This is a genomic window from Pseudomonas sp. FG35, assembly GCF_057809295.1.
The window spans coordinates 424,194-449,896 of sequence record NZ_JBMDJR010000004.1 but is presented as its reverse complement, the minus strand read 5'-3'; the positions used below and the strand labels follow the sequence as shown (position 1 = coordinate 449,896).

General features: G+C 59.1%; 27 protein-coding genes. 12 read left to right on the top strand and 15 right to left on the bottom strand.

Annotated features, from left to right (window positions below):
• The first annotated feature begins 34 nt into the window (after positions 1-34).
• Positions 35-1,099, top strand: a complete 1,065-nt coding sequence (locus tag ACODTD_RS11080) for a methyl-accepting chemotaxis protein (RefSeq protein ID WP_371857950.1) — start codon at positions 35-37, stop codon at positions 1,097-1,099.
• Here ACODTD_RS11080 and ACODTD_RS11075 read toward each other — a convergent pair.
• From ACODTD_RS11075 to norR, 5 genes are all read right to left on the bottom strand, one after another.
• Positions 1,096-1,845 carry a YkgJ family cysteine cluster protein gene (locus ACODTD_RS11075; RefSeq protein WP_011335851.1) on the bottom strand — a complete coding sequence of 250 codons (750 nt, stop codon included), beginning with the start codon at positions 1,843-1,845 and terminating at the stop codon, positions 1,096-1,098. The two genes, ACODTD_RS11080 and ACODTD_RS11075, sit on opposite strands and share 4 nt — an antisense overlap.
• Positions 1,846-1,932: 87 nt before the next feature.
• Positions 1,933-2,250: a hypothetical protein gene (locus ACODTD_RS11070; protein WP_011335850.1), complete on the bottom strand. Its 318-nt coding sequence runs from the start codon at positions 2,248-2,250 to the stop codon at positions 1,933-1,935.
• A gap of 61 nt (positions 2,251-2,311) precedes the next feature.
• Positions 2,312-2,770 (bottom strand): GNAT family N-acetyltransferase, encoded by a 459-nt coding sequence (locus ACODTD_RS11065; RefSeq protein ID WP_011335849.1) that lies wholly within the window; start codon positions 2,768-2,770, stop codon positions 2,312-2,314.
• 27 nt (positions 2,771-2,797) lie between these two features.
• Entirely contained in the window at positions 2,798-3,700 is a 903-nt protein-coding gene (locus ACODTD_RS11060; RefSeq protein ID WP_011335848.1) for a chemotaxis protein CheV, read from the bottom strand.
• Between the two features lie 124 nt (positions 3,701-3,824).
• Positions 3,825-5,378 carry a nitric oxide reductase transcriptional regulator NorR gene (gene norR / locus ACODTD_RS11055; protein ID WP_011335847.1) on the bottom strand — a complete coding sequence of 518 codons (1,554 nt, stop codon included), beginning with the start codon at positions 5,376-5,378 and terminating at the stop codon, positions 3,825-3,827.
• A gap of 163 nt (positions 5,379-5,541) precedes the next feature.
• Between norR and hmpA the strand changes: the two genes are divergently transcribed.
• From hmpA to ACODTD_RS11010, 9 genes are all read left to right on the top strand, one after another.
• Positions 5,542-6,723 carry an NO-inducible flavohemoprotein gene (gene hmpA / locus ACODTD_RS11050; RefSeq protein WP_011335846.1) on the top strand — a complete coding sequence of 394 codons (1,182 nt, stop codon included), beginning with the start codon at positions 5,542-5,544 and terminating at the stop codon, positions 6,721-6,723.
• Between the two features lie 164 nt (positions 6,724-6,887).
• The gene (locus ACODTD_RS11045) at positions 6,888-7,448 is read left to right on the top strand and encodes an ester cyclase (RefSeq protein WP_011335845.1); all 561 of its coding nucleotides are present in this window, start codon (positions 6,888-6,890) and stop codon (positions 7,446-7,448) included.
• Positions 7,449-7,473: 25 nt separating this feature from the next.
• Positions 7,474-7,983 (top strand): disulfide bond formation protein B, encoded by a 510-nt coding sequence (locus tag ACODTD_RS11040; protein ID WP_007956723.1) that lies wholly within the window; start codon positions 7,474-7,476, stop codon positions 7,981-7,983.
• Between the two features lie 824 nt (positions 7,984-8,807).
• The gene (cyoA, locus tag ACODTD_RS11035) at positions 8,808-9,749 is read left to right on the top strand and encodes a ubiquinol oxidase subunit II (RefSeq protein WP_221615265.1); all 942 of its coding nucleotides are present in this window, start codon (positions 8,808-8,810) and stop codon (positions 9,747-9,749) included.
• Positions 9,750-9,752: 3 nt separating this feature from the next.
• Positions 9,753-11,783 (top strand): cytochrome o ubiquinol oxidase subunit I, encoded by a 2,031-nt coding sequence (gene cyoB / locus ACODTD_RS11030; RefSeq protein ID WP_007956721.1) that lies wholly within the window; start codon positions 9,753-9,755, stop codon positions 11,781-11,783.
• A 3-nt stretch (positions 11,784-11,786) separates the two neighbouring features.
• Positions 11,787-12,413: a cytochrome o ubiquinol oxidase subunit III gene (locus ACODTD_RS11025; protein ID WP_007956720.1), complete on the top strand. Its 627-nt coding sequence runs from the start codon at positions 11,787-11,789 to the stop codon at positions 12,411-12,413.
• Complete coding sequence (gene cyoD / locus ACODTD_RS11020) at positions 12,413-12,748, top strand: cytochrome o ubiquinol oxidase subunit IV (protein WP_011335842.1); 336 nt, start codon at positions 12,413-12,415, stop codon at positions 12,746-12,748. Before ACODTD_RS11025 ends, cyoD begins: the two co-directional genes overlap by 1 nt.
• Positions 12,749-12,758: 10 nt before the next feature.
• Complete coding sequence (gene cyoE, locus ACODTD_RS11015) at positions 12,759-13,646, top strand: heme o synthase (protein WP_007956716.1); 888 nt, start codon at positions 12,759-12,761, stop codon at positions 13,644-13,646.
• Between the two features lie 230 nt (positions 13,647-13,876).
• A complete protein-coding gene (locus tag ACODTD_RS11010; protein WP_011335841.1) occupies positions 13,877-14,368 on the top strand; it encodes a RidA family protein in 492 nt (163 codons plus the stop codon).
• A 69-nt stretch (positions 14,369-14,437) separates the two neighbouring features.
• On the opposite strand, the gene ACODTD_RS11005 is transcribed toward ACODTD_RS11010, so the two are convergent.
• From ACODTD_RS11005 to ACODTD_RS10980, 6 genes are all read right to left on the bottom strand, one after another.
• Positions 14,438-15,142: a hypothetical protein gene (locus ACODTD_RS11005; RefSeq protein WP_011335840.1), complete on the bottom strand. Its 705-nt coding sequence runs from the start codon at positions 15,140-15,142 to the stop codon at positions 14,438-14,440.
• A gap of 173 nt (positions 15,143-15,315) precedes the next feature.
• Positions 15,316-15,840 (bottom strand): DUF6622 family protein, encoded by a 525-nt coding sequence (locus tag ACODTD_RS11000; protein ID WP_011335839.1) that lies wholly within the window; start codon positions 15,838-15,840, stop codon positions 15,316-15,318.
• Between the two features lie 78 nt (positions 15,841-15,918).
• Entirely contained in the window at positions 15,919-17,046 is a 1,128-nt protein-coding gene (locus tag ACODTD_RS10995; RefSeq protein WP_011335838.1) for an alginate O-acetyltransferase AlgX-related protein, read from the bottom strand.
• 10 nt (positions 17,047-17,056) lie between these two features.
• Entirely contained in the window at positions 17,057-18,538 is a 1,482-nt protein-coding gene (locus ACODTD_RS10990) for an MBOAT family O-acyltransferase (RefSeq protein WP_489104833.1), read from the bottom strand.
• Between the two features lie 185 nt (positions 18,539-18,723).
• Positions 18,724-19,128: a GNAT family N-acetyltransferase gene (locus ACODTD_RS10985; protein WP_011335836.1), complete on the bottom strand. Its 405-nt coding sequence runs from the start codon at positions 19,126-19,128 to the stop codon at positions 18,724-18,726.
• A 45-nt stretch (positions 19,129-19,173) separates the two neighbouring features.
• The gene (locus ACODTD_RS10980) at positions 19,174-20,079 is read right to left on the bottom strand and encodes a LysR family transcriptional regulator (RefSeq protein WP_011335835.1); all 906 of its coding nucleotides are present in this window, start codon (positions 20,077-20,079) and stop codon (positions 19,174-19,176) included.
• Positions 20,080-20,181: 102 nt separating this feature from the next.
• Between ACODTD_RS10980 and ACODTD_RS10975 the strand changes: the two genes are divergently transcribed.
• Entirely contained in the window at positions 20,182-21,369 is a 1,188-nt protein-coding gene (locus tag ACODTD_RS10975) for an aspartate aminotransferase family protein (protein WP_489104832.1), read from the top strand.
• On the opposite strand, the gene ACODTD_RS10970 is transcribed toward ACODTD_RS10975, so the two are convergent.
• The 4 genes from ACODTD_RS10970 to ACODTD_RS10955 all read right to left on the bottom strand — a co-directional run bounded on the left by ACODTD_RS10970 (position 21,363) and on the right by ACODTD_RS10955 (position 24,805).
• Complete coding sequence (locus ACODTD_RS10970; protein ID WP_011335833.1) at positions 21,363-21,617, bottom strand: Txe/YoeB family addiction module toxin; 255 nt, start codon at positions 21,615-21,617, stop codon at positions 21,363-21,365. The genes ACODTD_RS10975 and ACODTD_RS10970 overlap by 7 nt on opposite strands.
• Positions 21,614-21,868 (bottom strand): type II toxin-antitoxin system Phd/YefM family antitoxin, encoded by a 255-nt coding sequence (locus ACODTD_RS10965; RefSeq protein ID WP_039765667.1) that lies wholly within the window; start codon positions 21,866-21,868, stop codon positions 21,614-21,616. The genes ACODTD_RS10970 and ACODTD_RS10965 overlap by 4 nt, the downstream gene beginning before the upstream one ends.
• A 199-nt stretch (positions 21,869-22,067) precedes the next feature.
• On the bottom strand, positions 22,068-23,987 hold the full coding sequence (locus ACODTD_RS10960) for an alkaline phosphatase D family protein (protein ID WP_489104831.1): 1,920 nt from the start codon (positions 23,985-23,987) through the stop codon (positions 22,068-22,070).
• Between the two features lie 71 nt (positions 23,988-24,058).
• The gene (locus ACODTD_RS10955) at positions 24,059-24,805 is read right to left on the bottom strand and encodes a hypothetical protein (RefSeq protein WP_285354165.1); all 747 of its coding nucleotides are present in this window, start codon (positions 24,803-24,805) and stop codon (positions 24,059-24,061) included.
• A gap of 130 nt (positions 24,806-24,935) precedes the next feature.
• Between ACODTD_RS10955 and ACODTD_RS10950 the strand changes: the two genes are divergently transcribed.
• The gene (locus ACODTD_RS10950; protein ID WP_221615433.1) at positions 24,936-25,685 is read left to right on the top strand and encodes a hypothetical protein; all 750 of its coding nucleotides are present in this window, start codon (positions 24,936-24,938) and stop codon (positions 25,683-25,685) included.
• Positions 25,686-25,703 lie beyond the last annotated feature (18 nt).

The window sequence follows — 25,703 nt, the reverse complement described above, 5'->3', positions numbered from 1 at the left end:
GCTGGGGATGGAAGCCTGGCTGCGGCCGGAGTCCATGGGCATCGAAGCCGCTGCGCTGGTGGCCGGCAGTGGCGCGTGTGCGCTGGGCGTGGGTTGGTTATTGCGGCCGCTGGAGCATTTGACCGAGCGTGCCCGGCTGATTGCCGATAACCCGTTGAGCCAGGGCATTTATACCGGGCGGCGGGATCAGTTCGGGCAGATCGAGTTTGCCTTGCAGATGCTTGAAGCGCAGGTCGGCGCGGTGGTGGGGCGGATCGGTGATGCATCGCAGCGGCTGGCCGGGCATGCGGCGCAATTGGTGGATCATCTGCACAGCAGTCACACCAGCACGTTGGCGCAGCAGGCGGAAACCGATCAGGTGGCGGCGGCGATTCATCAGATGGCGGCCAGTGTGGCCGAGGTGGCCAGCCATGCGCAGCAGGCGTCGGTGGCGGCGGACATGGCGGGTACGGAAACCCGTGAGGGGCATCTGCTGGTGGGCGAGAGTCGCAGTGCTGTGTTGCGGCTGGCCGAGGAGTTGGGGCGGGCGACCGAAGTGATTCATCAACTGGAAGGCCACAGCAGCGAAATTTCCGGGGTGCTGGAGGTGATTCGCAGCATCGCTGAGCAGACCAACCTGCTGGCGCTCAACGCGGCGATCGAAGCGGCGCGGGCCGGGGATGCCGGGCGTGGGTTTGCGGTGGTCGCCGATGAGGTGCGTGGTCTGGCTCAGCGTACTCAGCAGTCGACCAACGAGATTCAACGGATGATCAGCACCCTGCAAAACGGCGCGCGGGATGCGGTGCTGGTGATGCAGCAGAGCAGTGAGCATGTGGATAACAGCGTCGAACAGGCCCAGCGTGCGGCCCGGGCCCTGGACGGGATCAGCGGCCGGGTCGAGCAGATCACCGAGATGAGTCTGCAGATTGCGGCGGCGGTTGAAGAACAGAGCGCGGTGAGCGAGGACATCAACCGCAACATCGTCAGTATTCGCACGGCCTGTGAACTGACGGTGGATGAGGGGCGCCAGAGCCAGCTCAACTCACAGGATGTGGCGGGGCTGGCGGGGGATTTGCGTTCGCTGGCGCGGGAGTTCTGGGGGCGGCGGCAGGGCGCTTAGGCTGCTCGCAACGAGATGAACGCGTAGGTCTGCGGCGGTTCGGACACCACGTGTGCCCCGGCCGCCCGTACTTGCCCGGCGATGTCGTCGCCGGAGACATGGAACAGCCATTCACTGGAAACTTCGCTCAATGGCTGCGCCGTGACCTGATCGATCACCGAGGCGAACGCGCCCATGTCCGGCAGGTACGCGGTAAACCCGTCGCCCTTGAGCGCGGTGGTGCGGATGCCGAGCAGGCCGCAGATCGCGTCCTTGATCCGGATGTCGTCGCGATCGGCCTGACGGGAGCGCTGGATCAGCGTCACCAGTTCCTGATCCACCAGTTCACCGCCGACGATCAGGTCTGGCCCTTGCTCCCAGGACTCTGGCGGGCAGTCCTTGGCGGCGGGGTTGAGCGGGATGTGCGGATTGATTTCGGCGGGATAGATGCGGCACACAAGTGGCCGGCGCTCGTAGATGCGGCACAGCTTGTCTTCGTCAAGATTCCGGCAGGGGCCGACGTTGTAGGCGGCGAAAGTGATCGCCACATGGGCGTCGGACATTCCGCTGCGGACAACTGCAGAACGGCGTTGCGCATGCTCGCGCTGCTGCTCCGGCAGCCCAAGGCCGTTGGCAAGAAACGCCTCCACCAGCACGATCACCTGACCGCCGTCGGCCGCCCACATGCGGGCTTCCGCCAGGGTCAGGGGCACATGGTGATCGGTGCAGCATTTGCCGCAGCCTACGCAGGAAAAGGTCGTATTCATTGAGCGGGCAATCTTCAATCAGGGTGTGAATCGGCGACATAAGGCCGCCGTACAGGCCCGAAGTGAAGCAAGTTGTGCGCCATTCGCTCAGGGTTTGGCGGTGGGGCGGATCGAGTCCCATTCGGTGACGAACGCGGTTTTCGACTTTTTGTTGTACAGGCACAGCTCGGTGCCTTGCTGGCCCTTCATGTGCTTTTGCGGGTACTGGCCTTGCAGCAACAGCGCGGTGTAGCCGACGCGGTCATCGAATTGCGCGGCGTTGCCGACCGGTTTGGCGTTTTTCAGGCCGCTGGCCTTGGTGCAGCTGGTGAGCACGGCTTTGTCGTAGGCCGCCCAGGCGTCGGGGCTGGAGGCGTGGGCAAGCGGGGCGATGAGGCAAAGTACGGAGAGGGCGAGGCGTTTCATGGTTCGGGCATCCTTGGAAGTTGATCGCCAAGGTTGGAGTATGCCGCAGGATTTTAGTTTGTCAGTCCGGCACCAGTTCCCGGCGAACCACATACATTCCAGACATTTCGTACAAGCGCTGCGCTCGCTGATTGCTCTCCAGCACCTTCAGGTCGACAAATCCTTCACGCCGATCCTGAAACGTCTTGAACGCATGAAGCAGCAACGCCCGACCCAATCCCCGACCTTGCCCCCGAGGATGCACCACCAGATTCTTGATATAGGAACTGGTCCAGCACTGCGCCAGGCCAATGACGCCTTCGGCATCGCTGGCGATGAAACACAGTGCCGGATCGTATTCCGGATCGGTTTCGAACTGCTGTTGCCAGACGTCCGGCGCCGGCACCCGGCCACCGCCTTCGCGGTAGCCGATCTGCATCAGTTCATGCACGGCGGATGCGCGTTCGGCGCTGTAAGTCGTGAGTTCGATGCCGTTCGGCCATTCGATGGTCGGCACGTCCTGGCTCAGGTCGCGCCGCATCAGGAAGCAGAACGTCTCGCTCAAGACTCAGTGACCCTGAGCAGCGACATGCTTGGCCGCTTCGATCAGGCAGTGGGTCAGCTCCGGCGAGGAGAACTTGGTCAGCACGCCGTTGGCTCCGGCGAGGCGGGCCTTTTCGCTGTTCATCGCGCTGTCCAGCGAGGTGTGCAGCAGCACGTAGAGGTGGGCGAAGTCCGGGGTTTCGCGCAGGGTACGGGTGAAGGCGTAACCGTCCATCTCGGACATTTCAATGTCGGAGACGATCAGGTTGATCTGCTGCGCCGTGCCTTGCAGGTCCAGCAGGCAGTCGATGGCTTCCTTGGCGCTGCGCGCAGTGTGGCATTGCAGGCCGAGGTTGCGCAGGGTGTGCACCGATTGCTGCAACGCCACCTGACTGTCGTCGACCACCAGGATCCGCGCGTTGCCCAGCACTTCGGCGTCTTCCATGCTCAGCTCGGTCGGGGCCATTTCGATCTGTGCCGGGGCGATGCCGTGGATGACTTTTTCAATGTCCAGCACCTGCACCAGCGTGCCGTCCACCGAGGTCACGCCAGTGATGTAGGCGCGCGAACCGCCGGAACCGAACGGCGGCGGTTTGATGTCGGTGGTCAGGCAATGCACGATCTTGCTCACTGCCTGCACGTGCAGGCCCTGTTTCGAACGGCTGACGTCGGTGACGATCAGGCAGCCGCCGTTCGGGTCTTCCAGCGGCCGCTCGCCGATGGCGCGGCTCAGGTCGATCACCGACAGCGAAGCGCCGCGCAGGGTGGCGATTCCTTTGACGTGCGGGTGCGACTCCGGCAGCTTGGTCAGCGGCGGGCAGGGGATGATTTCACTGACCTTCAGCAGGTTGATCGCCATCAGCTTGCCGCTGCGCAAGGTAAACAGCAGAAGCGAAAGTGAATCTGCGCGGGCTTTGTTGGAAGACATAAAAACCTTCTGTGGAAAAAGGTGAGCGGCGATCGCACGGATCGCCAGCAGGTATCGATGCCGGGTTATCGACTTGTAACCGGCAGGCTTTAGGGATTCTGGCGCCAATCCGACGGCGGGACTTTTATTTCATCCCCAAGCGCTTGGCCATCCGCCCCAGATTCGCCCGGTCCAGCCCCAGTTCACGGGCGGCACTGGCCCAGTTGTCCTGATTGCGCTCAAGCGCTGCACTGATCAACTGCCGCTGATACTGCTCGGTGGCGGTGCGCAGATCGCCGCTGATCAAGGGCAGAGCGGCAGTCGCTTCGGACGGCATCGGCGAGTTATCCACAACCTCGCGCGGCAGATCGAGGTCCATCGCGCTCAGGCTGAGAATCTTCGGTCGCACCTTGCAGTTGCCCAGCGCCTTCAGCGCGCTGCGTCCGATCAAGTGCTCCAGTTCCCGCACGTTGCCTGGCCAGGTGTAGGTCAGCAGCGCCTCCTGGGCATCGCTGTTCAGGCGCAGGCTGTTGAGGCCCATGCGCGAGCGGTTCTGTTCCAGGAAATAGCCGCTGAGCAACAACACATCGCGCCCCCGGTCACGCAGCGCCGGCACTCGCAATGGGTAGACGCTGAGGCGATGGTAGAAGTCGGCGCGGTAGCGGCCGCTGCGCACTTCTTCGGCCAGGTCGCGGTTGGTCGCGGCGATCAGGCGCACGTCGACCTGATGCTCCTTGTCCGAACCCAGACGCTGCAACTGGCCGCTCTGCAAAACCCGCAACAGTTTGGCCTGGACGGTCAGCGACAACTCGCCGACTTCATCGAGAAAAAGCGTGCCGCCGTTGGCCAGTTCGAACTTGCCGCGCCGGTCGCTGGTGGCGCCGGTGAAGGCGCCGCGCACGTGGCCGAACAGTTCGCTTTCCACCAGCGTGTCCGGCAGGGCCGCGCAGTTGAGGCTGATGATCGGTTTGTCGGCGCGCTTGGAGGCGGCGTGGATCGCCTGGGCCACCAGTTCCTTGCCGACCCCGGTTTCGCCGGTGATCAGCACGGTCAGGTCGCTGCCGCCCACCAGATTGATTTCTTCGACCAGCCGTTTATGCGCTTTGCTCTGGCCGATCATTTCGCGATTCTGCTGACCGCTGGCCTGGCGATAGACCTCGGCGCGCTGGTGTTCGTCTTCGGCGCGGGTCGCCAGACGCTCGATGCGTTCGGCGGCGTTGACCGTGGCCGAAGCGAGGCTGGCGAAGGCTTGCAGGGCGTCGAGTTCGATCGGTTCGAAGCGCTCCGGATCGAGGGCGTCGAGGGTGATCAGCCCCCACAGCTTTTCATCGACGAACAACGGACAGCCGAGGCAATCGTGAACTTCAAGATGATCGTCGAGGCCGTCGACCAGTCCGTCGTACGGATCGGGCAGATCGCTGTCGGCGGCGAAACGGGTCGGCCCTTCGCCGGCCAACAGCACTTCAAAGCGCGGGTGTTCGCTGACCTTGAAACGGCGGCCGAGGGTGTCGGTACTCAAGCCGTCCACGGCCAGCGGCACCAGCCATTCACCGTCGAGGCGCAACAATGCGGCGGCATCGCAGGGCAGCAGGGCGCGCATGGCTTCGAGCAGGCGTCGGTAGCGCTCGCCTTCGGGCAATTCGCGGGACAGGTCGGAGACCAGTGGGAGCAGGGCGGTGAGCAATGATTTGGCGGACATAGGCTTGTAGTCAAAGAGACATGTTGTAGTCGAAGCGACTATAGAGGTGCTTGTGTCGATCTGACTACATAATTTTCAAGCTATTGATTTATATAGAAAAAATAGTTGGCACGAATACTGGAATGGATAAGGCACTTTTAGAGAAGGCTCAGGAGTCACCCTTATGCTTAGCGTCCAGGATCGTGCCATCGTCAAATCCACTGTGCCTCTGCTGGAAAGCGGCGGTGAAGCGCTGATCACCCATTTCTACCGGATGATGCTCTCCGAGTACCCGGAAGTCCGCCCGCTGTTCAACCAGGCCCACCAGGCCAGCGGTGACCAGCCTCGCGCCCTGGCCAACGGCGTGTTGATGTACGCCCGTCACATCGATCAACTCGACCAGTTGGGCGATCTGGTGGCCAAGATCATCAACAAGCACGTGGCGTTGCAGATTCTGCCGGAACACTACCCGATCGTCGGCACCTGCCTGCTGCGCGCCATCTCCGAAGTGCTCGGCGAAGAAATCGCCACGCCGGAGGTGATGAGCGCCTGGGGCGCGGCTTACGGTCAGTTGGCCGAGATTCTGATCGGTGCCGAAACCGCCATTTATGACCAGAAAGAGCAAGCCGTCGGCGGCTGGCGCGGGGCACGGGAGTTCATCGTCGCGGCCAAGGTCGAGGAGAGCGCGGAAATCATTTCGTTCTACTTTGAACCGGCGGACAAAGGCCCGATCCTCGCAGCCGAACCTGGCCAGTACATCGGCATGAAGCTGGTGCTCGACGGTGAGGAAATCCGCCGCAACTATTCGCTGTCGGCCCTGGCCAACAAAGGCCAATACCGCATCAGCGTCAAACGCGAACCGGGCGGCCGTGCCTCCAATTACCTGCATGATCAACTGCATGTCGGCGCCAGTATTCAGCTGTTCCCGCCATCGGGTGAGTTCACCCTGACTGCCAGCGACAAACCGCTGGTGCTGATCAGCGGCGGCGTCGGCATCACTCCGACACTGGCGATGCTGGAAGCGGCGCTGGAAACCGAGCGTCCGGTGTACTTCATCCACAGTGCGCGCAATGGCAGCGTGCATGCGTTCCGCGACTGGATCGACGGGCTGGCCGCGCGTCATCCGCAGCTCAAGCGCTTCTATTGCTACGCCGAAGATGATGGTGTGAGCCCGGCGGCGGACAAGGTCGGGTTGTTGAGCGAGGAGCAACTGGGCGAGTGGCTGCCGGCGGAGCGTGATGTGGACGCTTACTTCCTTGGGCCGAAAGGTTTCATGGGGGCGATCAAGCGTCATCTGAAGGCGCTGGGTGTGCCTGAGAAGCAGAGCCGGTATGAGTTCTTCGGACCGGCTGCTGCTTTGGAATGATCTGAAACCGGGTTGCCTTCATCGCGGGCTTGCCCGCGATGGGGGCATCGCTAACTTGATTCTTAAATTCTGTTTAAAGGTTAATCGTTTCTTAACCGGTTTATCGTTTATTCCCCGATGCTGATGATAGGCGCTCGTTCGTTTACATGATCAGGATCGCCCCCATGTCGCACTTCGCCTCTTCCCGTCGTTTCAGCCTGGCCACTTTGGGCCTGTCGGTTGCCTTGCTGTCCAGTCCGTTCGCGTTCGCCGAATCCGCCTTGATCGAACCCCAGACCCTGATCGTCGATCAGAGCCTGCCCAAGGCGCAGCGAGATGCAATGGAACTGGCGGCGCGGCGTTACGGCAGTTTCTGGAACACGGGCGAAGAGGCGCTGGCCACCGCCGCCCTGTCGCCGCAGTTCGTCGACAAGACCCCGCCGGAAGGCCGGGTGCAGGGGCCGACCGGGCCGCTGCTGGCGTCCAAGTTCTTTCGTACGGCGGTGCCGGACTTGAGTTGCGAGATCGAGCAAATGATCGTCGCCGGGGATCGCGTGGTGGTGCATCTGCACTTTCGCGGGCATTTCACCGGCACGTTCAAGGCTCTCAAAGGGCAGGGCCAGCGTGTAGACTTCCGGGCAACCGATATCTATCAGATCGACAACGGTCGCATCGCGGCCAATTGGCATATCGAAGACAACATCAGCCTGATGGCGCAACTGCAAGCGCAGCCGCCGGCCAGCTGAACCATGGACATGAAAGGGAAACGCGATGAGCGAGGAAACGATTCGATTGGGACGTGAGCGGCGCTATCTGGTGTTGCTGGGCATCATCTGCCTGGCACTGATCGGCGGCGCGCTGTACATGCAGATCGTGCTGGGCGAGGCGCCGTGCCCGCTGTGCATCCTGCAGCGTTATGCGTTGCTGCTGATCGCGCTGTTCGCGTTCATCGGCGCGGCCATGCGCACCCGGCGCAGCATCACGGTGTTCGAGGTGCTGGTGGTGATTTGCGCCATCGCCGGGGCCGGTGTCGCCGGGCATCACGTGTACACCCAGTTCTATCCGGCGGTGAGTTGCGGCATCGATGTGTTGCAGCCGATCGTCGATGACCTGCCGCTGGCGAAGATCTTCCCGCTGGGCTTTCAGGTCGATGGTTTCTGCTCGACGCCGTACCCGCCGATCCTCGGCCTGTCGCTGGCGCAATGGGCGCTGGTGGCCTTCGTGCTGGTGGTGATTCTGGTGCCGCTGCTGACCTCGCGTAACCGAAAAGCGTTGCGCTGAATCAACTTTTCGGCGCCTGCGCCGATAAAACAAACGCCTCGATTTGCGGTGATGCAAATCGAGGCGTTTTGCATTTCAGGGTCTGTGTGAAAACACCGTGACGAACGGCAAGGAAGGGTGCGACAGGTGTGCGACATGTTGTCACACACGCACTGTCGCAGCACGTTTCACAGGCCCGGATTGGAGTGCGGTTACAAAAAAGGATTGGTCTGTTTCAGCGTTTTTTGGTTTTTGCACGGGTGTGCCGGATCAGGCAGTTTTAACAGACTCTGGTAGATGGCCAAAAGCCTTGGCATATCGGGCTTTGCGCGGATCGCGCCGTGGGAAAAAGCTCTCGGAGCTGTCTGAACTGAGGCCGATAGACTTACATTTTTTGGTGTTTTTGTTGAGAATCGATTTCGATAACATGGGTCACTTTTGCAAAAACAGTGATGGATTGTTGCTCTGAGCGATAAAAATTATTTCGGGATAAGACATGGTGTATAGGGCGCTACCTATCTACAATCGCCCGCACTGAATTCCCGGCACTGTTCAGCCTTTATTAAGGAGGCGAGCAGGAAGTCGGGTGTCGAGCGGCCGAGAGGCTTGCGAGACACCCAGGTGTCGGTGCCTTCCAACTTTCCGCACCAAATGGAATTGGTCTGTAACAAGGCCTTTGACCACGAATTCGAATAAGAACTGACCGCTGTCCCAGGTTTTGTCGAGCGTCTGACGCGCGACGGGCAGCCCTTATTCAATCCAAAGAAAATGCCAACCCTTGGCAGGGTGAAGTGTTGGCGATCAAAACCCAACTGCATTGCGCAAGCTGCTTTAGAGGTCGTGAGATGAGTAAAAACAGGTACCCCAGATTACTAGGCCTAGTGCCGCTGCTCGGCACGTTGTTGCTGGGAGGCTGCAACATGACCTTGCTCAATCCAACGGGCCAGGTCGGCCTGGAACAGCGCAACCTGATCATCACCGCCACGCTGCTGATGCTGTTGGTTGTTGTGCCGGTCATCGTCATGACCTTCCTGTTCGCCTGGAAGTACCGCGCCTCGAACAAGAACGCCGTCTACACCCCGAAATGGTCGCACTCGACCAAGATCGAAGTGGCCGTCTGGACCATCCCGATCCTGATCATCATTGCCCTGGGTTACATCACCTACAAGTCGACCCACTCGCTGGATCCGTATCGTCCGATCGAATCCGACGTCAAGCCAGTGACTATCGAAGTGGTCGCGCTGGACTGGAAGTGGCTGTTCATCTACCCGGAACAAGGCATTGCCACGGTCAACAAGATCGTGTTCCCGGCGCACACGCCAGTTAACTTCCGGATCACTTCGGACGCGGTGATGAACTCGTTCTTCATCCCGGGCCTGGGCGGCCAGATCTATGCGATGGCGGGCATGACCACCAAGCTGCACCTGATCGCTGACCGCAACGCTGAAATGGACGGTATCTCCGCCAACTACAGCGGCGCTGGTTTCACCGGTATGAAATTCAAAGCGATCGCAACTTCTCAGGAAGATTTCGACGCCTGGGTAAGTGAAGTCAAAAAGGCACCTAAACAGCTTGAAGCCGCTGAATACGCAGCCCTTGCCAAGCCAAGCCAGAACAATCCAGTCGAGCTCTACTCCTCGGTCACGCCGAACCTGTTCCAGACCATCGTCGACAAGTACGAAGGCATGAAACCAGGCAAGCCGCTGAAGCACGAGAAGAAAGAGAAAGAAGTGGCGGCAACGGATATGGACTCGAATTCGCATTCAGCTGCCGGGGCAGAGGAGTAAACGATGTTTGGTAAATTAAGTTGGGAAGCGATCCCTTTCCACGAGCCGATCGTGATGGTCACCATCTCGATGATCGCGCTCGGTGGTCTGGCGTTGTTCGCTGCAATCACCTACTTCAAGAAGTGGACTTACCTGTGGACCGAGTGGCTGACGTCGGTCGACCACAAGAAAATCGGCGTGATGTACATCATCGTCGCCATGGTCATGCTGCTGCGCGGTTTTGCCGACGCCATCATGATGCGTACCCAGCTGGCCATGGCCACCGAGGGTTCGCCTGGCTATCTGCCACCTGAACACTATGACCAGATCTTCACCGCTCACGGTGTGATCATGATCATCTTCATGGCGATGCCATTCTTCACCGGCCTGATGAACCTTGCAGTGCCGCTGCAGATCGGCGCACGTGACGTTGCGTTCCCGTTCCTGAACTCCCTGAGCTTCTGGCTGCTGGTGTCCGGCGTCGTGCTGATCAACCTGTCCCTGGGCGTCGGCGAATTCGCCAAGACCGGCTGGGTTGCCTATCCACCGCTGTCGGGTCTGCAATACAGCCCTGGCGTGGGGATGGACTACTACATCTGGGCGCTACAGCTATCGGGTCTGGGTACAACGTTAACCGGGGTCAACTTCCTCGCGACCGTGCTGAAAATGCGTACCCCTGGCATGAAACTGATGGACATGCCGATCTTCACCTGGACCTGCACCTGGGCAAACGTTCTGATCGTGGCTTCGTTCCCGATCCTGACCGCTACCCTGGCACTGCTGACCCTTGACCGTTACATGGATTTCCACATTTTCACCAATGAACTTGGTGGCAATCCAATGATGTACGTCAACCTGTTCTGGGCATGGGGCCACCCTGAGGTTTACATCCTGATCCTGCCGGCATTCGGCATTTTCTCGGAAGTCATCTCGGCCTTCACCGGCAAGAAACTGTTCGGCCACCACTCGATGATCTACGCCTCGGGCGCGATCTCGGTACTGGGCTTCATGGTTTGGCTGCACCACTTCTTCACCATGGGTTCGGGTGCCAGCGTCAACGCCTTCTTCGGTCTGGCGACGATGCTGATTTCCATCCCGACGGGTGTGAAACTGTTCAACTGGCTGTTCACCATCTACCAGGGCCGTCTGCGCTTCACCAGCCAGGTTCTGTGGACCCTGGGCTTCATGGTGACCTTCGCCATCGGCGGCATGACCGGCGTACTGCTGGCCATCCCGGGTGCTGACTTCGTTCTGCACAACAGCCTGTTCGTGATCGCTCACTTCCACAACGTGATCATCGGCGGCGCGGTATTCGGCTACATCGCAGGTTTCGGCTTCTACTTCCCGAAAGCGTTCGGCTTCAAGCTGCACGAAGGCTGGGGTAAAGCAGCGTTCTGGTTCTGGATCTCGGGCTTCTTCGTCGCGTTCATGCCGCTCTACGCTCTGGGCTTCATGGGCATGACCCGTCGTCTGAACGCCACCACCAACCCTGAATGGGTACCGTACCTGTACGTTGCCATGTTCGGTGCGGTGATGATCGCTGTGGGTATCGCCTGCCAGCTGATCCAGCTGTACGTGTCGGTGCGTGACCGCAACAAGCCGGAAAACATGTGCGAACACGGTGACCCGTGGAATGCCCATACCCTGGAATGGTCGACCTCGTCGCCACCTCCGTTCTACAACTTCGCTGTACTGCCAAAAGCAGACTGCATCGATCCGTTCACCGAGGCCAAGGAAAACGGTACCGCGTACAAGGCACCAGCCAAGTACGAACCGATCCACATGCCGAACAACACCGCCACTGGCGTGGTGATGGGCGCACTGCTGACCGTGTTCGGTTTCGCGATGATCTGGCACATCTGGTGGTTGGCGATCGCCAGCCTGGCCGGCACTGTCATCTACTTCGTGATCCACGCAGCACGTGACGATCAGGGCTACATGGTGCCGGTTGAAACAATCGAGCGCATCGAAGCCGAGCAGCACAAGCGTCTGGTAGCGGCCGGGAAGATCCCTGCTTCCGCAACCCGTGTTGAAACCAAGTTGGAACAGGCTTAAACAATGTCGAACTTAGTGACCAATGCTGGACACGCCCATGGTCATGACCATGGGCACGATGACCATCACCACGACTCGGGCGAGATGACCGTATACGGTTTCTGGCTCTACCTGATGACCGACTGCATTCTGTTTGCGTCGATCTTCGCGGTGTACGCGGTACTGGTAAACAACGTCGCCGGTGGCCCGTCGGGCCACGACATCTTCGAACTGCCATACGTGCTGGGCGAAACCGCTCTGCTGTTGTTCAGTTCGATCACCTACGGCTTCGCCATGCTGGCGTTGTACAAGGGTAAAAAGCAGCAGGTTCTGGGCTGGTTGTTCATGACCTTCCTGCTCGGCGCAGGCTTCATCGCCATGGAGATCAACGAGTTCCACCTGCTGATCTCCGAGGGCTTCGGTCCTAGCCGTTCGGGCTTCCTGTCGGCGTTCTTCACGCTGGTCGGTACCCACGGTCTGCACGTGTCCGCCGGTCTGATCTGGATGGGCATCATGATGTACCAGGTCAACAAGCACGGCCTGACGGCGACCAACAAGACCCGTCTGAGCTGCCTGAGCCTGTTCTGGCACTTCCTGGACGTGGTGTGGATCTGCGTATTCACCGTTGTTTACCTGATGGGGACCCTGTAATGGCTAATGCACACTCCCATGACAGCCATGATGCTGGCCACGGCAGCGTAAAGTCGTACGCCATCGGCTTCATCCTGTCGGTAATCCTGACCGTCATCCCGTTCGGCCTGGTGATGTACCCGACCCTGCCGAAGTCGACGACGCTGGCAATCGTCCTGCTGTTCGCGGTGATCCAGGTGATCGTTCACCTGTATTACTTCCTGCACCTGGACCGTTCCATCGCTCAACGTAACAACGTGATTGCGTTCGTCTTTACGGCCATCGTGATCGTGCTGCTGGTCGGTCTGTCGCTGTGGATCATGTTCAGCATCCACACCTACATGATGGCGAAGTGAGGTAAACCCGATGTCGCTCAAGCACTTTATCCAAATCACCAAACCGGGGATCATTTTCGGTAACGTGCTTTCTGTGGCAGGCGGGTTCTTCCTGGCCTCGAAAGGGCATGTCGATCTGGCCGTGTTTCTGGCAGCCATGATCGGCACTTCCCTGGTTGTGGCCTCCGGTTGCGTGTTCAACAACTGCATCGACCGCGACATCGACCTGAAGATGGAACGCACCAAGAACCGGGTGCTGGTCCAGGGCTTGATCTCCCTGAAACTGGCCCTGGTCTATGCAACCGTCCTGGGTGTCGCCGGCGTAGCGTTGCTGTACAAGGTGGCCAACCCGTTGGCCGCATTGTTCGCCGTGATCGGCTTCATCATCTACGTCGGCTTCTACAGCCTGTACCTCAAGCGCAAGTCGGTTCACGGCACGCTGGTGGGCAGTCTGTCGGGCGCCATGCCGCCGGTGATCGGTTACGTGGCCGTGACCAATAGCTTCGACATGGCCGCGCTGACCCTGCTGGTGATGTTCAGTCTGTGGCAGATGCCGCATTCCTACGCCATCGCGATCTTCCGCTTCAACGATTACCTGGCCGCATCGATTCCGGTGCTGCCAGTGAAGCGCGGAATCCAGGTGGCCAAGAAGCACATCCTGATCTACATCCTGGCCTTCCTCGTGGCGACCTTGATGCTGACCTTCAGCGGTTACGCCGGCATGAGCTACCTCGCCGTCGCCGCGGCCATGGGCATGTACTGGCTGTACATGGCCTGGACCGGCTACAAGGCGGTGGATGACACGGTCTGGGCACGCAAGCTGTTCGTCTTCTCGATCTTCACCATCACCGCGTTGAGCGTCATGATGTCTCTGGACTTCAAGGTGCCGACCGAGCTGCTGCTGACGTACGCGCCGTAAGGTTCGAACGTTGTACGAGAAACCCCGTTCATCGAGAGATGAGCGGGGTTTTTTGTTGCTCGGATGATGGAGAAACGACGTCCTTTGTCGTTAACAGACTCTCTCCCAAAAGGGTGGGGTAATCAGCCATTCCATCGAAACGACTAGCTAGAAATCGACAGGTTGCGGTCGATAGGCAAAAGCCCTAGATTCGGATCCAACTACATGCATCGATCAAGAGGCTGGGCGAAATGACTGAGAGGATGACCTGCGACGAGCGCTTCATTGCCCTGGCAAAAGAGCTGAATTACGACATCAACGGTGAGAACACGGTGGGTGGCAATTACGCGCCATTGATCCGTCATCGCGATGAAATCTACATCAGCGGCATGGTGCCGCGCACCGAGGGCAAGATTCAGTATCCTGGGCGAGTGGGGCAGGAGTTGACGCTCAAGGATGCGCAGGCGGCGGCAAGCATCAGCGCGATGCGCTGTCTGGCCTTTATCGTCGATGCAGTCGGTTCGCTGGACAAGGTCAGGTCGTTGTTGCGGGTCACGGTGTACGTGAAGTCCACGCCGGATTTCGTTGACCTCAGCGAAGTCGCCAACGGCGCATCGGATGTATTCAGTTATGTGTTGGGCGATGTCGGGCGACACACCCGCACCACCGTCGGCGTCTATCAGTTGCCGAAAAACGCAGCCATCGAAGTCGATATGATCGCCGCAGTGCATCCTTCGGCGTAATCGCTGAAAGCCGCACAACAAAAAGCCCCGCCTGAATGTCAGAGCGGGGCTTTTTCGTCAGCGCCGGTATTACTGGGCGGCGATGCTGTAGCCATCAAACGCGGTCTGCTGTTGCAGCGCGGTGATGATGTTCTTGCGGTTGATTGCGTGCTCGGTGCCGGCGTTGTCGACGAAGGTTTCGCCTTCGATTTCCGCCTCGTCGCCTTCGCCGACGAAGGTGAAGCCGAGGAATTCCAGTGCCTCGCGATCCACGCTCAGGCGCGAACGCGGTGTGCGCATTGGCAGGGTCACGCTGATGCCGTCCTTGCTGATGCTGAACACTTCGACGTCTTTCTTGGCGCGTGCGGTCTTGCTCTTGCCGCCGCTCGGGTTGCTGATCGCTTGATGGGTCTGGTTCAGCACCTTGAGTGCCAGGCCATAGACGATTTCCTGGAACGCCGGATCGTCCTTGAAGCTGGACAGGATGCGGCTGATCGGGAACTTGCTGCTGAGGTCTTCGAGGGCGGCGATGTCGGCAGCCTCGGCGTCCTTCAGACGCTTGAGTTCGCCCATCAGCTCGTAAGCCTGGTCGTCATCGAAGCGGTCGTGGGCCTGACGGATCGCGGCGCGCAGTTCGCGGATCTGATCGCTCTCGCGGCTCGACTGGAACGCGTCCAGCACCATCTCGCTGATGATCTTCGCCTGTGGGATGTGTTGTGAAAGATTGATGGAGTTTTCGTATTCCGCTTTGGACGACAGAGTGACTACGGATTCAGCGGTGTTGAAATCGGACATTGAAATTTCACTACTTTTTTAACTTGAGATGAGACGAGAAAGCGCTGGGGGCTTTTTCAGGCCGACTAATTTAGGGGAGCGCGACGGCGTTGTCACGGAACAAGGGGCCGGTGGTGCCGATTATTTATCCGGATGATTTGTGATGAGCAACCAGACACCGCGCGTGCCTTGTCTCATTCATTGGCGACAGCGTTCTCGGGTAGTCGCCGGGACGTCAGGTCACGCAACGTCCAGTAGAGCTTCAGAGAACGGGTGCTGATCAGGCCGCACATGAAACCCGCAATGCCGGACTTGAGCAGCAGCATGTCCGGGGACGCGGAACGCTCCGGATTCACGTCATGCTGGTAACCGAAGTAGTAGTTCGCGGAAAAGAACATCAGGTACATGATCAGGATTTTTACCGTGCCCGGCATGATCAGCCCTGTCGCAGAGTCGTCGAGCACCACGCCCCGCCGAGAGAACACCAGCCATGCCGAGAGACCGCCCAGCAACAGCGCGGCGAGCCAGGTGCTGAAAAACAAGACCGGGTTGATCGACAGGTTCAGGGAATACAGCGACCACGCCAGAAACGCCGGGGGTGTTATCAGCATCGAGGCACGGCTCTCTCGGCGGGGAGAGAACGCCTTGATGCCGAAATAAACCAGCAGGAGAAAAATCAGGTAAACCCGTATCGGGGTGTTTTGCAGAATCGTGAGCATTGCGCAGCATCCATGCTGGAAAGAGAGAGACGAGCATAGCCGTTGCCGAGTTCAAGGCAAACGCATCTGCCTGTTGGGCTAGTTGATCACGGCTGCATCGACGTGGGTGACGGGAGGGCCCGACTGGAAAAAATCACCGCGAATATCGCGCTCGACACTGGTGATGAACACATAGTCCGGTTGAAACCGTTCAACGAGGGCGACAAGTGCTTCGGGTTTGAGCAGCAAGTAATACACATGCAGCGTCTCGGTGAAGGTCGCGGTCATCAAGGGAGTCATGGCTGTGCCAAACGAATCACGTAGCCAAAGCACTTTTTTCGAGTTCAAGGCTTGCGGGGAACTGACCAGAAGGGGCGACGCCGGGGATGCGATACCGATGTTCTGACCGGAGAAGGTCATTTCACCGGAGTTGAAGTCATGGTGTTCGACCGGCAGCGAGTACTCGTCGGGGAAGTTGAGTAGGACTTCATTGTCGCTCAGCGACTCCTGGATCCGTAGAAAGTGCGCGAGGTCGCCGCCAGCGCGCTTGTGAGTGGTCAGGGTCAGGGGTTCCCGGGCCTGTGGCCAGGTCAGCCGAGCCTGGGTTTTATCCAGGCTCTTGCGTAACTCATCGAAGGCTATCCAGGCTCCGGCGTTGTTCCAGTGCGTGTCGGTCTGGTAGTAGAGCGGATGAGCGAACTGTAGTTTGGCTTGTACCACCGCCTTTGTGGGGTCGACATAAATATTGCCCCGGGCGTGGCGCAGTAGCACGTCGGTTGGTCTGGGGCTTGTGTGTGACGACCATTCCGGAAGGTATTCCGGATATACGGAGTCTTTGTCCGGGCCTATGACAATGCGAAAGGCAGTTACGCCTTTGCTGCTTAGCCACTGATCCCAGGACTCCATGGATCGGGCGACGCTTTCGATGATTTGCGTTTCTTTCTGGTCAACACCTGCGCGTTTTACAGAAATCTTGTCGGCATATTCATCGCCGAGAAACAGCCAGCCTTCCTTTCCGATGATGACCTTGCCCGGATGAATCGATATCCCCATGGGATAGATCAACTTGCTGATGAGTCCATGAAACAGGTCCATGTTGTACAGCACCTTGGCCTTCCACCATTTCACGTCGCTCTGTGTCGTAAACACCTGGTACAGATTGACGGTTGGAACAGTGCACATGATCAATGCAGTCAGGGTGAGTGCCGCATATAACTGTCTTTTCACAGGCGAGCCCCTAGAAGTTGAAGTAGAGGAAAACGGGGCTTTTGCTTTGCACGCTGGCGTACAGCGAAAGACAAAACAGCGTGGACATGGCGAGCGTCTTCGCCTTGCCAAAATCAGTGTGAGAGGTGAGTTCGAAAGCGTTTTTACAGCGGATGATCAACAGCGCGACGGCAATCATCAATGTCGGAGCAAGATTGGCTGTCAGGCCTGTGGGAAGGGTCTCGAGCAAGCGATCGGATAGCGTCCCTCCCCAGGCAAGGTTGGCAGTCGGGACGGTGTTTACGGAGAGCTGATCGATAGAGTCGAAATCAATCATCCCGTGCAATATGCGCAGTGCGTCGTCAACGGAATCGGCTCTGAAAAACACCCATGTGATGTTCACGAACATGAACGTGACGAACCATCCGACAGGGTCGGGCAGCGACAGGCCCACTTGTTTCCAGATCCGGTGCATGACAATGGCGCCGCCATGCAATGCCCCCCAGATGATGAACATCCAGCTCGCACCATGCCAGAGCCCGCCGAGAACGAAAGTCACCATCAGATTGAAATACAAGCGCTGCCGGCCGCACCGGTTACCGCCCAGCGGTACGTATAGGTAGTCGCGAAGATAACGGCTCAACGTCATGTGCCAGCGCCGCCAGAAGTCCTGGATGTCCAGCGCCTTGTAAGGTGAGTTGAAGTTCAGCGGCAGCCATATGTTGAACAGCAACGCGGCGCCTATTGCCATGTCGCAGTAACCGCTGAAGTCGAAGTAGAGCTGAAAGGTGTAGGAAAGACTGGTCGTCCACGCGCTGAAAAAATCATGACTGACACCCTGAGCGAATCCGGCATCCGCCCAAATGGCAAAGGTGTCGGCAATCATCACTTTCTTGAACAGACCGATGCTGAAAATGAACAGGCCCATGACCACGTTTCTGTGGCGAATGACGAGCGTCCAGCGTGACTGGAACTGACTCATCATTTCTTTATGGTGAAGAATCGGCCCGGCGATCAGGTGAGGGAAGAACGTCACGAACAGCGCATAGTTGACGAAGCTGTACTCTTTCGCGAGGTTCTTGTAGCAGTCCACCAGAAAGGCGATTTGCGTAAACGTGTAGAAGCTGATGCCCAGAGGCAAAATGACCTGGTAGAAAAACAACTCGGTTCCGAGCACCGAGTTGATGTTGTTGACCAGGAAATTGGTGTATTTGAAATACCCGAGCAAGGTCAGGTCAGTGACTATTCCAATGCCCAGAATGGCCCTTTTCGACAGGCCTGACGGCAGGGTGTTGTCGGGGGCGGCGAGGGCTTTTCCGACAATGAAGTTGAAGCCGATGGAGAACATGAGCAAGGGAATGTAAGCGACGCTCCAGCGCCCATAGAAAATCAGACTGGCAATGACAAGCCAGACTTTTCCAGCTGTGACCAGCCGCTGACGATTCAGGAAGAAGTACACAAAAAAGACAATGGGCAGGTAGATCAGGAAGAACTTGGGTGAGCTGAAGGTCATGAGGGGCCTTGAATGCGTCCGCGCTTTCAGAAGTCGGCGGATTGTATTCAGGCTCGATGAGTGTGCGAATGCCGAAAATGCAGGTCGAGACGGTTCCTACGGACATCTCGGAAATGGCATTCAAGGTTGTTGAATAATTGAATAAACGCAGTGAACGATCAGTGTTTAAGCGTCGATTGTGCAGGCTATTTCAGCCGTAAACGCTCCATCGCGATCACCGACGTTTCAAACCCCAGGCTGGCAAAAAACGCCTCCGCACCTTCGCGCCCGGCACGCAAAACCCAGGTAATGTCGCTGTTATCCCCCATCACATGTTCGACCAGCGCCCGCCCGATGCCCGCGCGCCGATGTTGCCCGTCGACCACCACCATCGACAGGTAACCGTTGGACAAACCATCGGTGATGCCACGGGCGAAACCGACAATTTGCTGGCCGCTCAATGCCACGGCGGTGCGCTGAGAGTTCTGAACAAGCTGTGCGAAATGTTCGGCGGTACCGGTGCGATGAGCCCAGCCGTGCCGCTCAAGAAACTGCCTTGCCGCCTCCACTTCCGTGGGCAGGAGGTCGCGTATTGAAATGTCTTTGTTCATTCCTTGATCCCGTCCCTGGTGTACTTCCAACAGTAGTCGCGTTGCTTACGGTCTGCCCCACATCTGCAGGGCGAACTCGACGAAGCGACGCAGTTTAGGCAGCCGATAGCGATCCGGCGCATAGAGCAGATGCATCGGGCGGTTCGGCGGCTGGTAGTCAGGCATCACGACGACCAGCCTGCCATCGCGCAGGTCCTGTTCCACCAGCGCATCCGGCAGCATCACGATGCCCATACCGGTGCGTGCAGCCTGATGCAGACCGGCGGAGCTGTTGATCAGCATCGGACCTTTGACGTCGACCATGATTTCGCCGTCCGGGCCGCTGAGGCGCCACTGTTTTTCCACCGATTGCCAGTCATCGCCAGCGGGGTAGGCGAAGGACAGGCAATCGTGCTGACGCAGTTCCTCAGGGGTGAGCGGCATGCCGCGTCGGGCCACGTACTCCGGGGAGGCGCAGACCGTCAGGGTGTAGTCGATCAGGGGGCGGGCGATCAGGTTGGACTGGTCGAAGTGGCCCAGTCGGAAGGCCACGTCGAGACCGCTTTCCAGCAGATCCGGACGGCGGTTGGTCAGGATCACGTCGAGTTTGACCTGCGGACATTGCAGGGAAAACTCACTGAGTGCCGGGGCCAGGCGTTCGACACCAAAGGTCAGCGGCGCGGTCACCCGCAGGATGCCGCGCGGTTCATCCAGCGTCTGCTCGGCGAGGCGTTCGGAGTCGGCGACCAGGCCAAGTACTTCCAGACAGCGCTGGTAGTAAACGCTGCCGAACTCGGTCAGCCGCTGGCGGCGGGTGGTGCGTTGCAACAGTTGCACGCCGAGCCGTTGCTCCAGCGCCCGCAGGTGATTGCCCACCATGGTCGTGGACATTTCGCACTGCAGCGCGGCCGCCGTCATGCTGCCGGACTCCACAACCTTGACGTACACGCTCATCGACTGGAACAGATCCATTATCAAGCCCGGCTTTTAAATGATTGAAGTTTTGCCGAGTTTATCCAGTTCAGGTGGATAACCATACTGCCAGCACCTCTCACCTCGCTGGAGTTTGCCGACATGACCGCCGCCCTGATGAACACCTATCAACCGCTGGACTTGAGCTTCATCAAAGGCCTGGGCACCCGACTCTGGGATCTGTCGGGCCGCGAGTATCTGGACGCGGTGGCGGGCGTGGCGGTGACCAATGTCGGCCACTCGCACCCACGCATCGTGTCGGCGATCAGCGAGCAGGCGGGATTGCTGCTGCACACCTCCAACCTCTACAGCATCGACTGGCAACAGTCGCTGGCGCGGAAGCTGACGCAGCTGGCGGGGATGGAGCGGGCGTTCTTCAACAACTCCGGTGCCGAGGCCAATGAAACCGCGCTAAAACTGGCGCGTCTGTACGGCTGGCACAAAGGCATCAAGCAGCCGCTGGTGGTGGTGATGGCCAACGCGTTTCATGGCCGTACCCTTGGCACCTTGTCCGCCAGCGATGGCCCGGCGGTGCGCCTGGGTTTCAATGAGTTGCCCGGGGATTTTGTCAAGGTGCCGTTCGGCGATCTTGAGGCGCTGGAGCAAGTGCAGCGCAAGCATGGCCAGCGGATCGTGGCGATTCTGGTCGAGCCGATCCAGGGTGAAAGCGGCGTGCAACTGGCGCCTCCCGGCTACCTCAAGGCCCTGCGTGAATTGTGCAACCGCCACGCCTGGCTGTTGATGCTCGACGAAATTCAGACCGGCATCGGTCGCACCGGTCGCTGGTTCGCGTTTCAGCACGAAGGCATCGTTCCCGACGTCATGACCCTCGCCAAGGGCCTGGGTAATGGCGTGCCGATCGGTGCCTGCCTGGCACGGGGCCGGGCGGCCGATCTGTTCACCCCCGGCAGCCATGGCAGCACCTTCGGCGGTAATCCACTGGCGTGCCGGGTGGGTTGCACCGTGCTCGAGATCATCGAAGAACAGGGCCTGCTGGAAAATGCCAGGGTCCAGGGCGAGCGCCTGCTGACCCGCCTGCGTGCAGAGCTGGCGGACAATCCGAATGTGCTGGCGATTCGTGGGCAAGGGCTGATGATCGGCATCGAACTCAAGCAGCCGATCCGCGACCTGACACTGATTGCGGCACGGGATCATGGACTGCTGATCAACGTCACGCGCGGCAAGACGATCCGGCTGCTGCCGCCGCTGACGATTGATGAGCGGGAGGTGGGGATGATTGTCAGAGGTGTTGGCCGTTCCCTGAGCCATGTCTCATCCCTCGGTCAGTAGTGAAATCTGCAAGTTATGACGCAGATTTCGCCGTCTACGATCGCATAGACCAAGCGATGCTCGGCAGTTATCCGCCGTGACCAGAAGCCGCTCATGTTGTGCTTGAGCGGCTCCGGTTTGCCCAAGCCTTCAAAGGGTTGGCGCTGGATCGCTTTGATCAAAAGATTGATTCGTTTGAGACCGGCCTTATCGTTTTGTTGAAACCATAAGTAGTCTTCCCAGCCCGTTGGCGTGAACTGGATTTTCATTCTTCAATCAGTTGCCTGACTTTGGCTTTTCCAGCGCGCATTTCGCCAATTGATTTGATCAAGCGCTCGGCATTGGCCGGAGAACGCAGCAGATAAGCCGTTTCTTCCAGCGCGTTGTATTCGGCCAGAGACATCATCACTACAGGCTCGCCTTTTTGTCGGGTTACCAGAAGCGGGGCGCAGTCTTCATTCACGCGATCCATGGTTTCAGCCAAGTGCGCACGAGCTGTGGTGTAGTTGATAGTGTCCATGTTGTAGTCCTCGCTTGATGCAAAGAACGTACAGAAATGAGTACAGGATGACAAGGCGATACCTATCATTGGTTGTGCCACAGACGGGCTGCCTGCGGTGTGCTGAGTATCACCGAAGTCTCGTCGAGACGTTTCTGGGTCTTTTGTAAGCTGATTCCGACGCGCCTGCCATCCCTCTCACTCTCTACGTGAGATTTTTCTAATCAGGGTAGTCCGACAAATCCGGCGCCAGCATCCGGGTCTTCGGTGCGCCGTTCGCGTTGTGCTGGATGATGTCGCTCGGCTGTCCCTGATGATTGAAAAATACCTGGCCGATCCCCGCCGAATTCCACAGTCGCTCACCCGCTTCTGCGTGTTCCGGCACGTACGGGACGATGCGCATGCGGCGGCGTTTGGTCAGCCAGTTGAGCGGCGAGCGTGGTGAGTAGAGCCAGCGGTTGAGACGGTCGAACCATTCCAACAGGGTCGGGGGAAATTCGTTCTTGATGCCGCTGCTGGTGATTTGCCAGATGCGCGGGCCGGCCTTGCGGTGTCGGATCAAGACTTCGTAGACGAAGGAATAATGCACGTCGCCTGACAGCACCACGTAGCTGCCCGGTGTACGCGAGTGTCGGAAAATGTTCAGGATCACCTGGGCGGCGCCGCGATGGGCCATCCAGTTTTCTGCGTCCACCAGCAGTGGATAACCGCACCAGCTGAATACTCGCTGCACGGTTTCGATCAGCTTCACGCCGAAGATCGGTGCCGGCGAAACGATGATCGCCGAAGGATGGTCGAGCAGTTCCTGCTGCAGTTCGCTCAAGGCTTCCCAGTCCAGCAGGCCCGACGGCTGCTTGAGTGCCATTTCGCTGCGCCAGCGTCGGGTGCGGGTATCGAGCACCACCAGCGCCGGGCTGGTCGGCAATACGAAATGCCATTGCTGAAAGCGCAGCAATTCCTCAATCAATTCGTCCTGCACGGGAGCGTCGAGGTAGCGGTCGTCACCGTTGGCGCTCAGGCCGCGGGTTTTCTCCAGCACTGCGCTGAATGCATCCGGATTGTTGCCCCAACCCTGACACAGCATGTAGGCGATCAGCGCGTTGCCGATGATGCGTTTGGAGAACGGGTGGCCGTAGGCCGTTTCCTCCCATTGCGCGGAGAGGTTCCAGTCATCGGTGATGTCGTGGTCATCGAAGATCATCAGGCTCGGCAGATGCGCCAGTGCCCGGGCCACCTGGCCGAGGCCGGCCTTGAACCCGTCGATGCGGGTCTGTTCAAGGGCATAGCGCTTGAGGCGTTCAGGCGTCAGTGCCGGTGGCTGCGGATTGACCAGTGTCCAGGGTGTTGGCGACCACACCAGCAAATACATCGCCATGACTTCGGCAAACGTCACGAGGTGATTGTCGGCGCTGCTGCTGGTGAAAATCGGCTTGCGCGCACCGCCGAAGAAACGCTCGCGCAGTGTCTCGTTGCTTTCCAGTGCCGGCAGCAAATCCGCGCGATGGTAGTAACTGGCCGGGTGTTCGTAGAGTTTCGCGCTGTCGCTGACTACTGCGCCTTCGAGGTGTTCACCGAACAGACCGAGGCGCTCGATCAAGGCATGAATCGCCCGCAACATCGGACCGGCCACATCGTCGGCGTAAACCTGATCACCGCTCATCATCAACAGGGCGGGACGTTGCTGCGGATCGGTTTCGGCGGCCAGCAACCGGTCAACACAGAGCAAACCGTCGGCGGCCGGATGATGGGGCTTGCGGCAGGAACCGTGGAGCAACTGGTCGATGCGCGAGCGCAGGACGAAGTTCGGGCCGGTGGCGTCGTCGTAGAGCAGGTGCGGCGCCCAGTCGGCGATCGGCTGCTTGCCATCGATCAACAGGTCGTAGTCGATGCGGGTGTCGCAGGGCAGGGCGGTTTCGAGGGGGACATCGATGAGGTGAACAAACGCCCGGGTACCTACCGGAATGACGTTGCATTTCCCGCTATCGAGAGGAATGTTCCCTACGCCTTGCAGACGCAAGGTCAACGACAGCTCGCGGCTGCCGACCAGCCAAAGAACGATGCGCGTCGGTTCGAGCCGTCGCAGCAACGGCCCGGCCAGAACAGCGGGCAACGGGCTCAGGTCATCAGGTGTCGGAGGCATCGGGGGAAAAGCTCAAGGCGCACAGGCCGGCGATGATAGCGCAGCCGGCGCCTCGAACCCTTAAACCAGGCTTAAGAGCCCGTTTTTTCCAGCTTCAGCGCCAACAGGCGCCATTCGGCAGGTGTCGCGTCGACGCTTGGCTGTTCCTGTACGGAGCAGTCGAAGCGGTACGTCACATCGTCGCCATTCATGTTCCGCGCGGTGACGGTGTTGCTGAAGGTGTAGACCTGATCCTTGAAGCGTTGCGGCGTCAGGCTTTTGCTGTCGGCAAACCGGGCAGATGCGGGGAAGCGCAATGTGCTGGTCACGAACGGGCTGCACATGACATACGCGAGCATCGATTTGTCGCCCTGGGCGTCGGCGCGCAGTTTTTTGCTCAGCGCCGTCAGGGCCTTGCGCCCCTCATCGTCACTCTGGTCGATCACGGTTTGCACCGACATCGTCTTCGGCGCCCGACTGGCGTAGTTCGGCAGCAACGCGGAATCCGCTGGAGAGGGCTTGTTGTCCGGCACGATAGCGGCAAACACCGGCGCATCTTTCAGCGCAGCAGGGCTCGCAACCGCCTCGGCTTCCGGCAGCAACGAGGTCGGCTTGGCTTCCCGCTGCGCCACGACGTTTTCAGTCTGCGCGGCTTCGTAGCGATGCGCCGACGGGAACAGTGAAAAAGTGATCGCCAGCACCACCATCGAAACAATGAAACCGCCCGCGACACCGACCAGGTTGGCGTAAAACAGATTCCAGCTGCCGCGGTTTTTCACCACCCAGCGCCACATGAAACCCCAGGCCGCGACAAATGCCAGAAAACGCAGAAACTCCATTCGATCCTTTCCTTAATCCTGCAAAAAAACTGAAATCAGTGCGTCGCGCAGATTGACTACTGACGATGGACGGCAAGATAACAAAATAGTAGCTTCGCGCCACTTTCCTGATTCCTGTAATGGACTACTCATGTCAAAAGTCGCCCCTGTTTTGCGTCTGCTATGTGCAATCACTTTCGCCAGCGCCATGACCCCGGCATTCGCCGCCTGGAAAGAGCACCCGGAAAACAGCTGGAAGTATTACCTCGCCAACTGTCAGCGCATGCAGGAAAAAATGGCCGACGTCCAAAGCGGTCGCGTGCCCGGTGCCTTTGAGGTGATGGGCGATCTGGAGAACAGTCAGGGGAGCATGAATGAGCACCGCCCAAATCTGCCTCCCCAATACCTTGCCTCCGGGGAATTCGCTCAATGCGAAAACGTGGCGGCCGAGGCCGATGCGATGATTGCCCGTGGCAAAGCCGAGTTCGCCGACAGAATGAACCAGGCCGCCGAGCAAGGCCGCATTGCCCACCAGAACTCCCCCGAATACCAACGCGCCCGTTCACTCGGCTACAGCGATGTCGGCGAAATCTCCTTCCTCAAACTTCACGAAGACATGGACGGCGCAGCGCGCCTGAAAACCATGCTGATTACCGTCGATGAAGTCTGCGGCCAATACTTTCGCGCCACGCAGTATGTGAAGCCGTATGTGATCTACACCGTTCGGCCGTCGGATGGCGGGTGTGGTGAGGAAAAGCGCGTGGCGATCGTCGGTGGCAGGTCGGTGGAGAAGGGCGATTACATCGATGAGCGGGGCGAGTTTCAGTATGTGGGCTGGAAGAAAATTGTCGGTGCCGACGGATTTGCGACGGATATTCGGGTGTTGAAGGCTCGGCGCTGACTGCAAAACAGCCGCGCC

Bases quoted from the DNA above. Each gene is read 5' to 3' on its own strand.
- ACODTD_RS10965 (WP_039765667.1), bottom strand. From the start codon at position 21,868: ATGGACACTATCAACTACACCACAGCTCGTGCGCACTTGGCTGAAACC.
- ACODTD_RS10970 (WP_011335833.1), bottom strand. From the start codon at position 21,617: ATGAAAATCCAGTTCACGCCAACGGGCTGGGAAGACTACTTATGGTTT.
- ACODTD_RS11075 (WP_011335851.1), bottom strand. From the start codon at position 1,845: ATGAATACGACCTTTTCCTGCGTAGGCTGCGGCAAATGCTGCACCGAT.
- ACODTD_RS11070 (WP_011335850.1), bottom strand. From the start codon at position 2,250: ATGAAACGCCTCGCCCTCTCCGTACTTTGCCTCATCGCCCCGCTTGCC.
- ACODTD_RS11025 (WP_007956720.1), top strand. From the start codon at position 11,787: ATGTCGAACTTAGTGACCAATGCTGGACACGCCCATGGTCATGACCAT.
- hmpA (WP_011335846.1), top strand. From the start codon at position 5,542: ATGCTTAGCGTCCAGGATCGTGCCATCGTCAAATCCACTGTGCCTCTG.
- ACODTD_RS11060 (WP_011335848.1), bottom strand. From the start codon at position 3,700: ATGTCTTCCAACAAAGCCCGCGCAGATTCACTTTCGCTTCTGCTGTTT.
- ACODTD_RS11065 (WP_011335849.1), bottom strand. From the start codon at position 2,770: ATGCGGCGCGACCTGAGCCAGGACGTGCCGACCATCGAATGGCCGAAC.
- ACODTD_RS11040 (WP_007956723.1), top strand. From the start codon at position 7,474: ATGAGCGAGGAAACGATTCGATTGGGACGTGAGCGGCGCTATCTGGTG.
- ACODTD_RS10950 (WP_221615433.1), top strand. From the start codon at position 24,936: ATGTCAAAAGTCGCCCCTGTTTTGCGTCTGCTATGTGCAATCACTTTC.
- ACODTD_RS10955 (WP_285354165.1), bottom strand. From the start codon at position 24,805: ATGGAGTTTCTGCGTTTTCTGGCATTTGTCGCGGCCTGGGGTTTCATG.
- ACODTD_RS10990 (WP_489104833.1), bottom strand. From the start codon at position 18,538: ATGACCTTCAGCTCACCCAAGTTCTTCCTGATCTACCTGCCCATTGTC.
- ACODTD_RS11005 (WP_011335840.1), bottom strand. From the start codon at position 15,142: ATGTCCGATTTCAACACCGCTGAATCCGTAGTCACTCTGTCGTCCAAA.
- ACODTD_RS11045 (WP_011335845.1), top strand. From the start codon at position 6,888: ATGTCGCACTTCGCCTCTTCCCGTCGTTTCAGCCTGGCCACTTTGGGC.
- ACODTD_RS10975 (WP_489104832.1), top strand. From the start codon at position 20,182: ATGACCGCCGCCCTGATGAACACCTATCAACCGCTGGACTTGAGCTTC.
- ACODTD_RS11000 (WP_011335839.1), bottom strand. From the start codon at position 15,840: ATGCTCACGATTCTGCAAAACACCCCGATACGGGTTTACCTGATTTTT.
- ACODTD_RS11010 (WP_011335841.1), top strand. From the start codon at position 13,877: ATGACTGAGAGGATGACCTGCGACGAGCGCTTCATTGCCCTGGCAAAA.
- cyoD (WP_011335842.1), top strand. From the start codon at position 12,413: ATGGCTAATGCACACTCCCATGACAGCCATGATGCTGGCCACGGCAGC.
- ACODTD_RS10985 (WP_011335836.1), bottom strand. From the start codon at position 19,128: ATGAACAAAGACATTTCAATACGCGACCTCCTGCCCACGGAAGTGGAG.
- ACODTD_RS11080 (WP_371857950.1), top strand. From the start codon at position 35: ATGGGCATCGAAGCCGCTGCGCTGGTGGCCGGCAGTGGCGCGTGTGCG.
- ACODTD_RS10960 (WP_489104831.1), bottom strand. From the start codon at position 23,987: ATGCCTCCGACACCTGATGACCTGAGCCCGTTGCCCGCTGTTCTGGCC.
- cyoE (WP_007956716.1), top strand. From the start codon at position 12,759: ATGTCGCTCAAGCACTTTATCCAAATCACCAAACCGGGGATCATTTTC.
- cyoB (WP_007956721.1), top strand. From the start codon at position 9,753: ATGTTTGGTAAATTAAGTTGGGAAGCGATCCCTTTCCACGAGCCGATC.
- cyoA (WP_221615265.1), top strand. From the start codon at position 8,808: ATGAGTAAAAACAGGTACCCCAGATTACTAGGCCTAGTGCCGCTGCTC.
- ACODTD_RS10980 (WP_011335835.1), bottom strand. From the start codon at position 20,079: ATGGATCTGTTCCAGTCGATGAGCGTGTACGTCAAGGTTGTGGAGTCC.
- norR (WP_011335847.1), bottom strand. From the start codon at position 5,378: ATGTCCGCCAAATCATTGCTCACCGCCCTGCTCCCACTGGTCTCCGAC.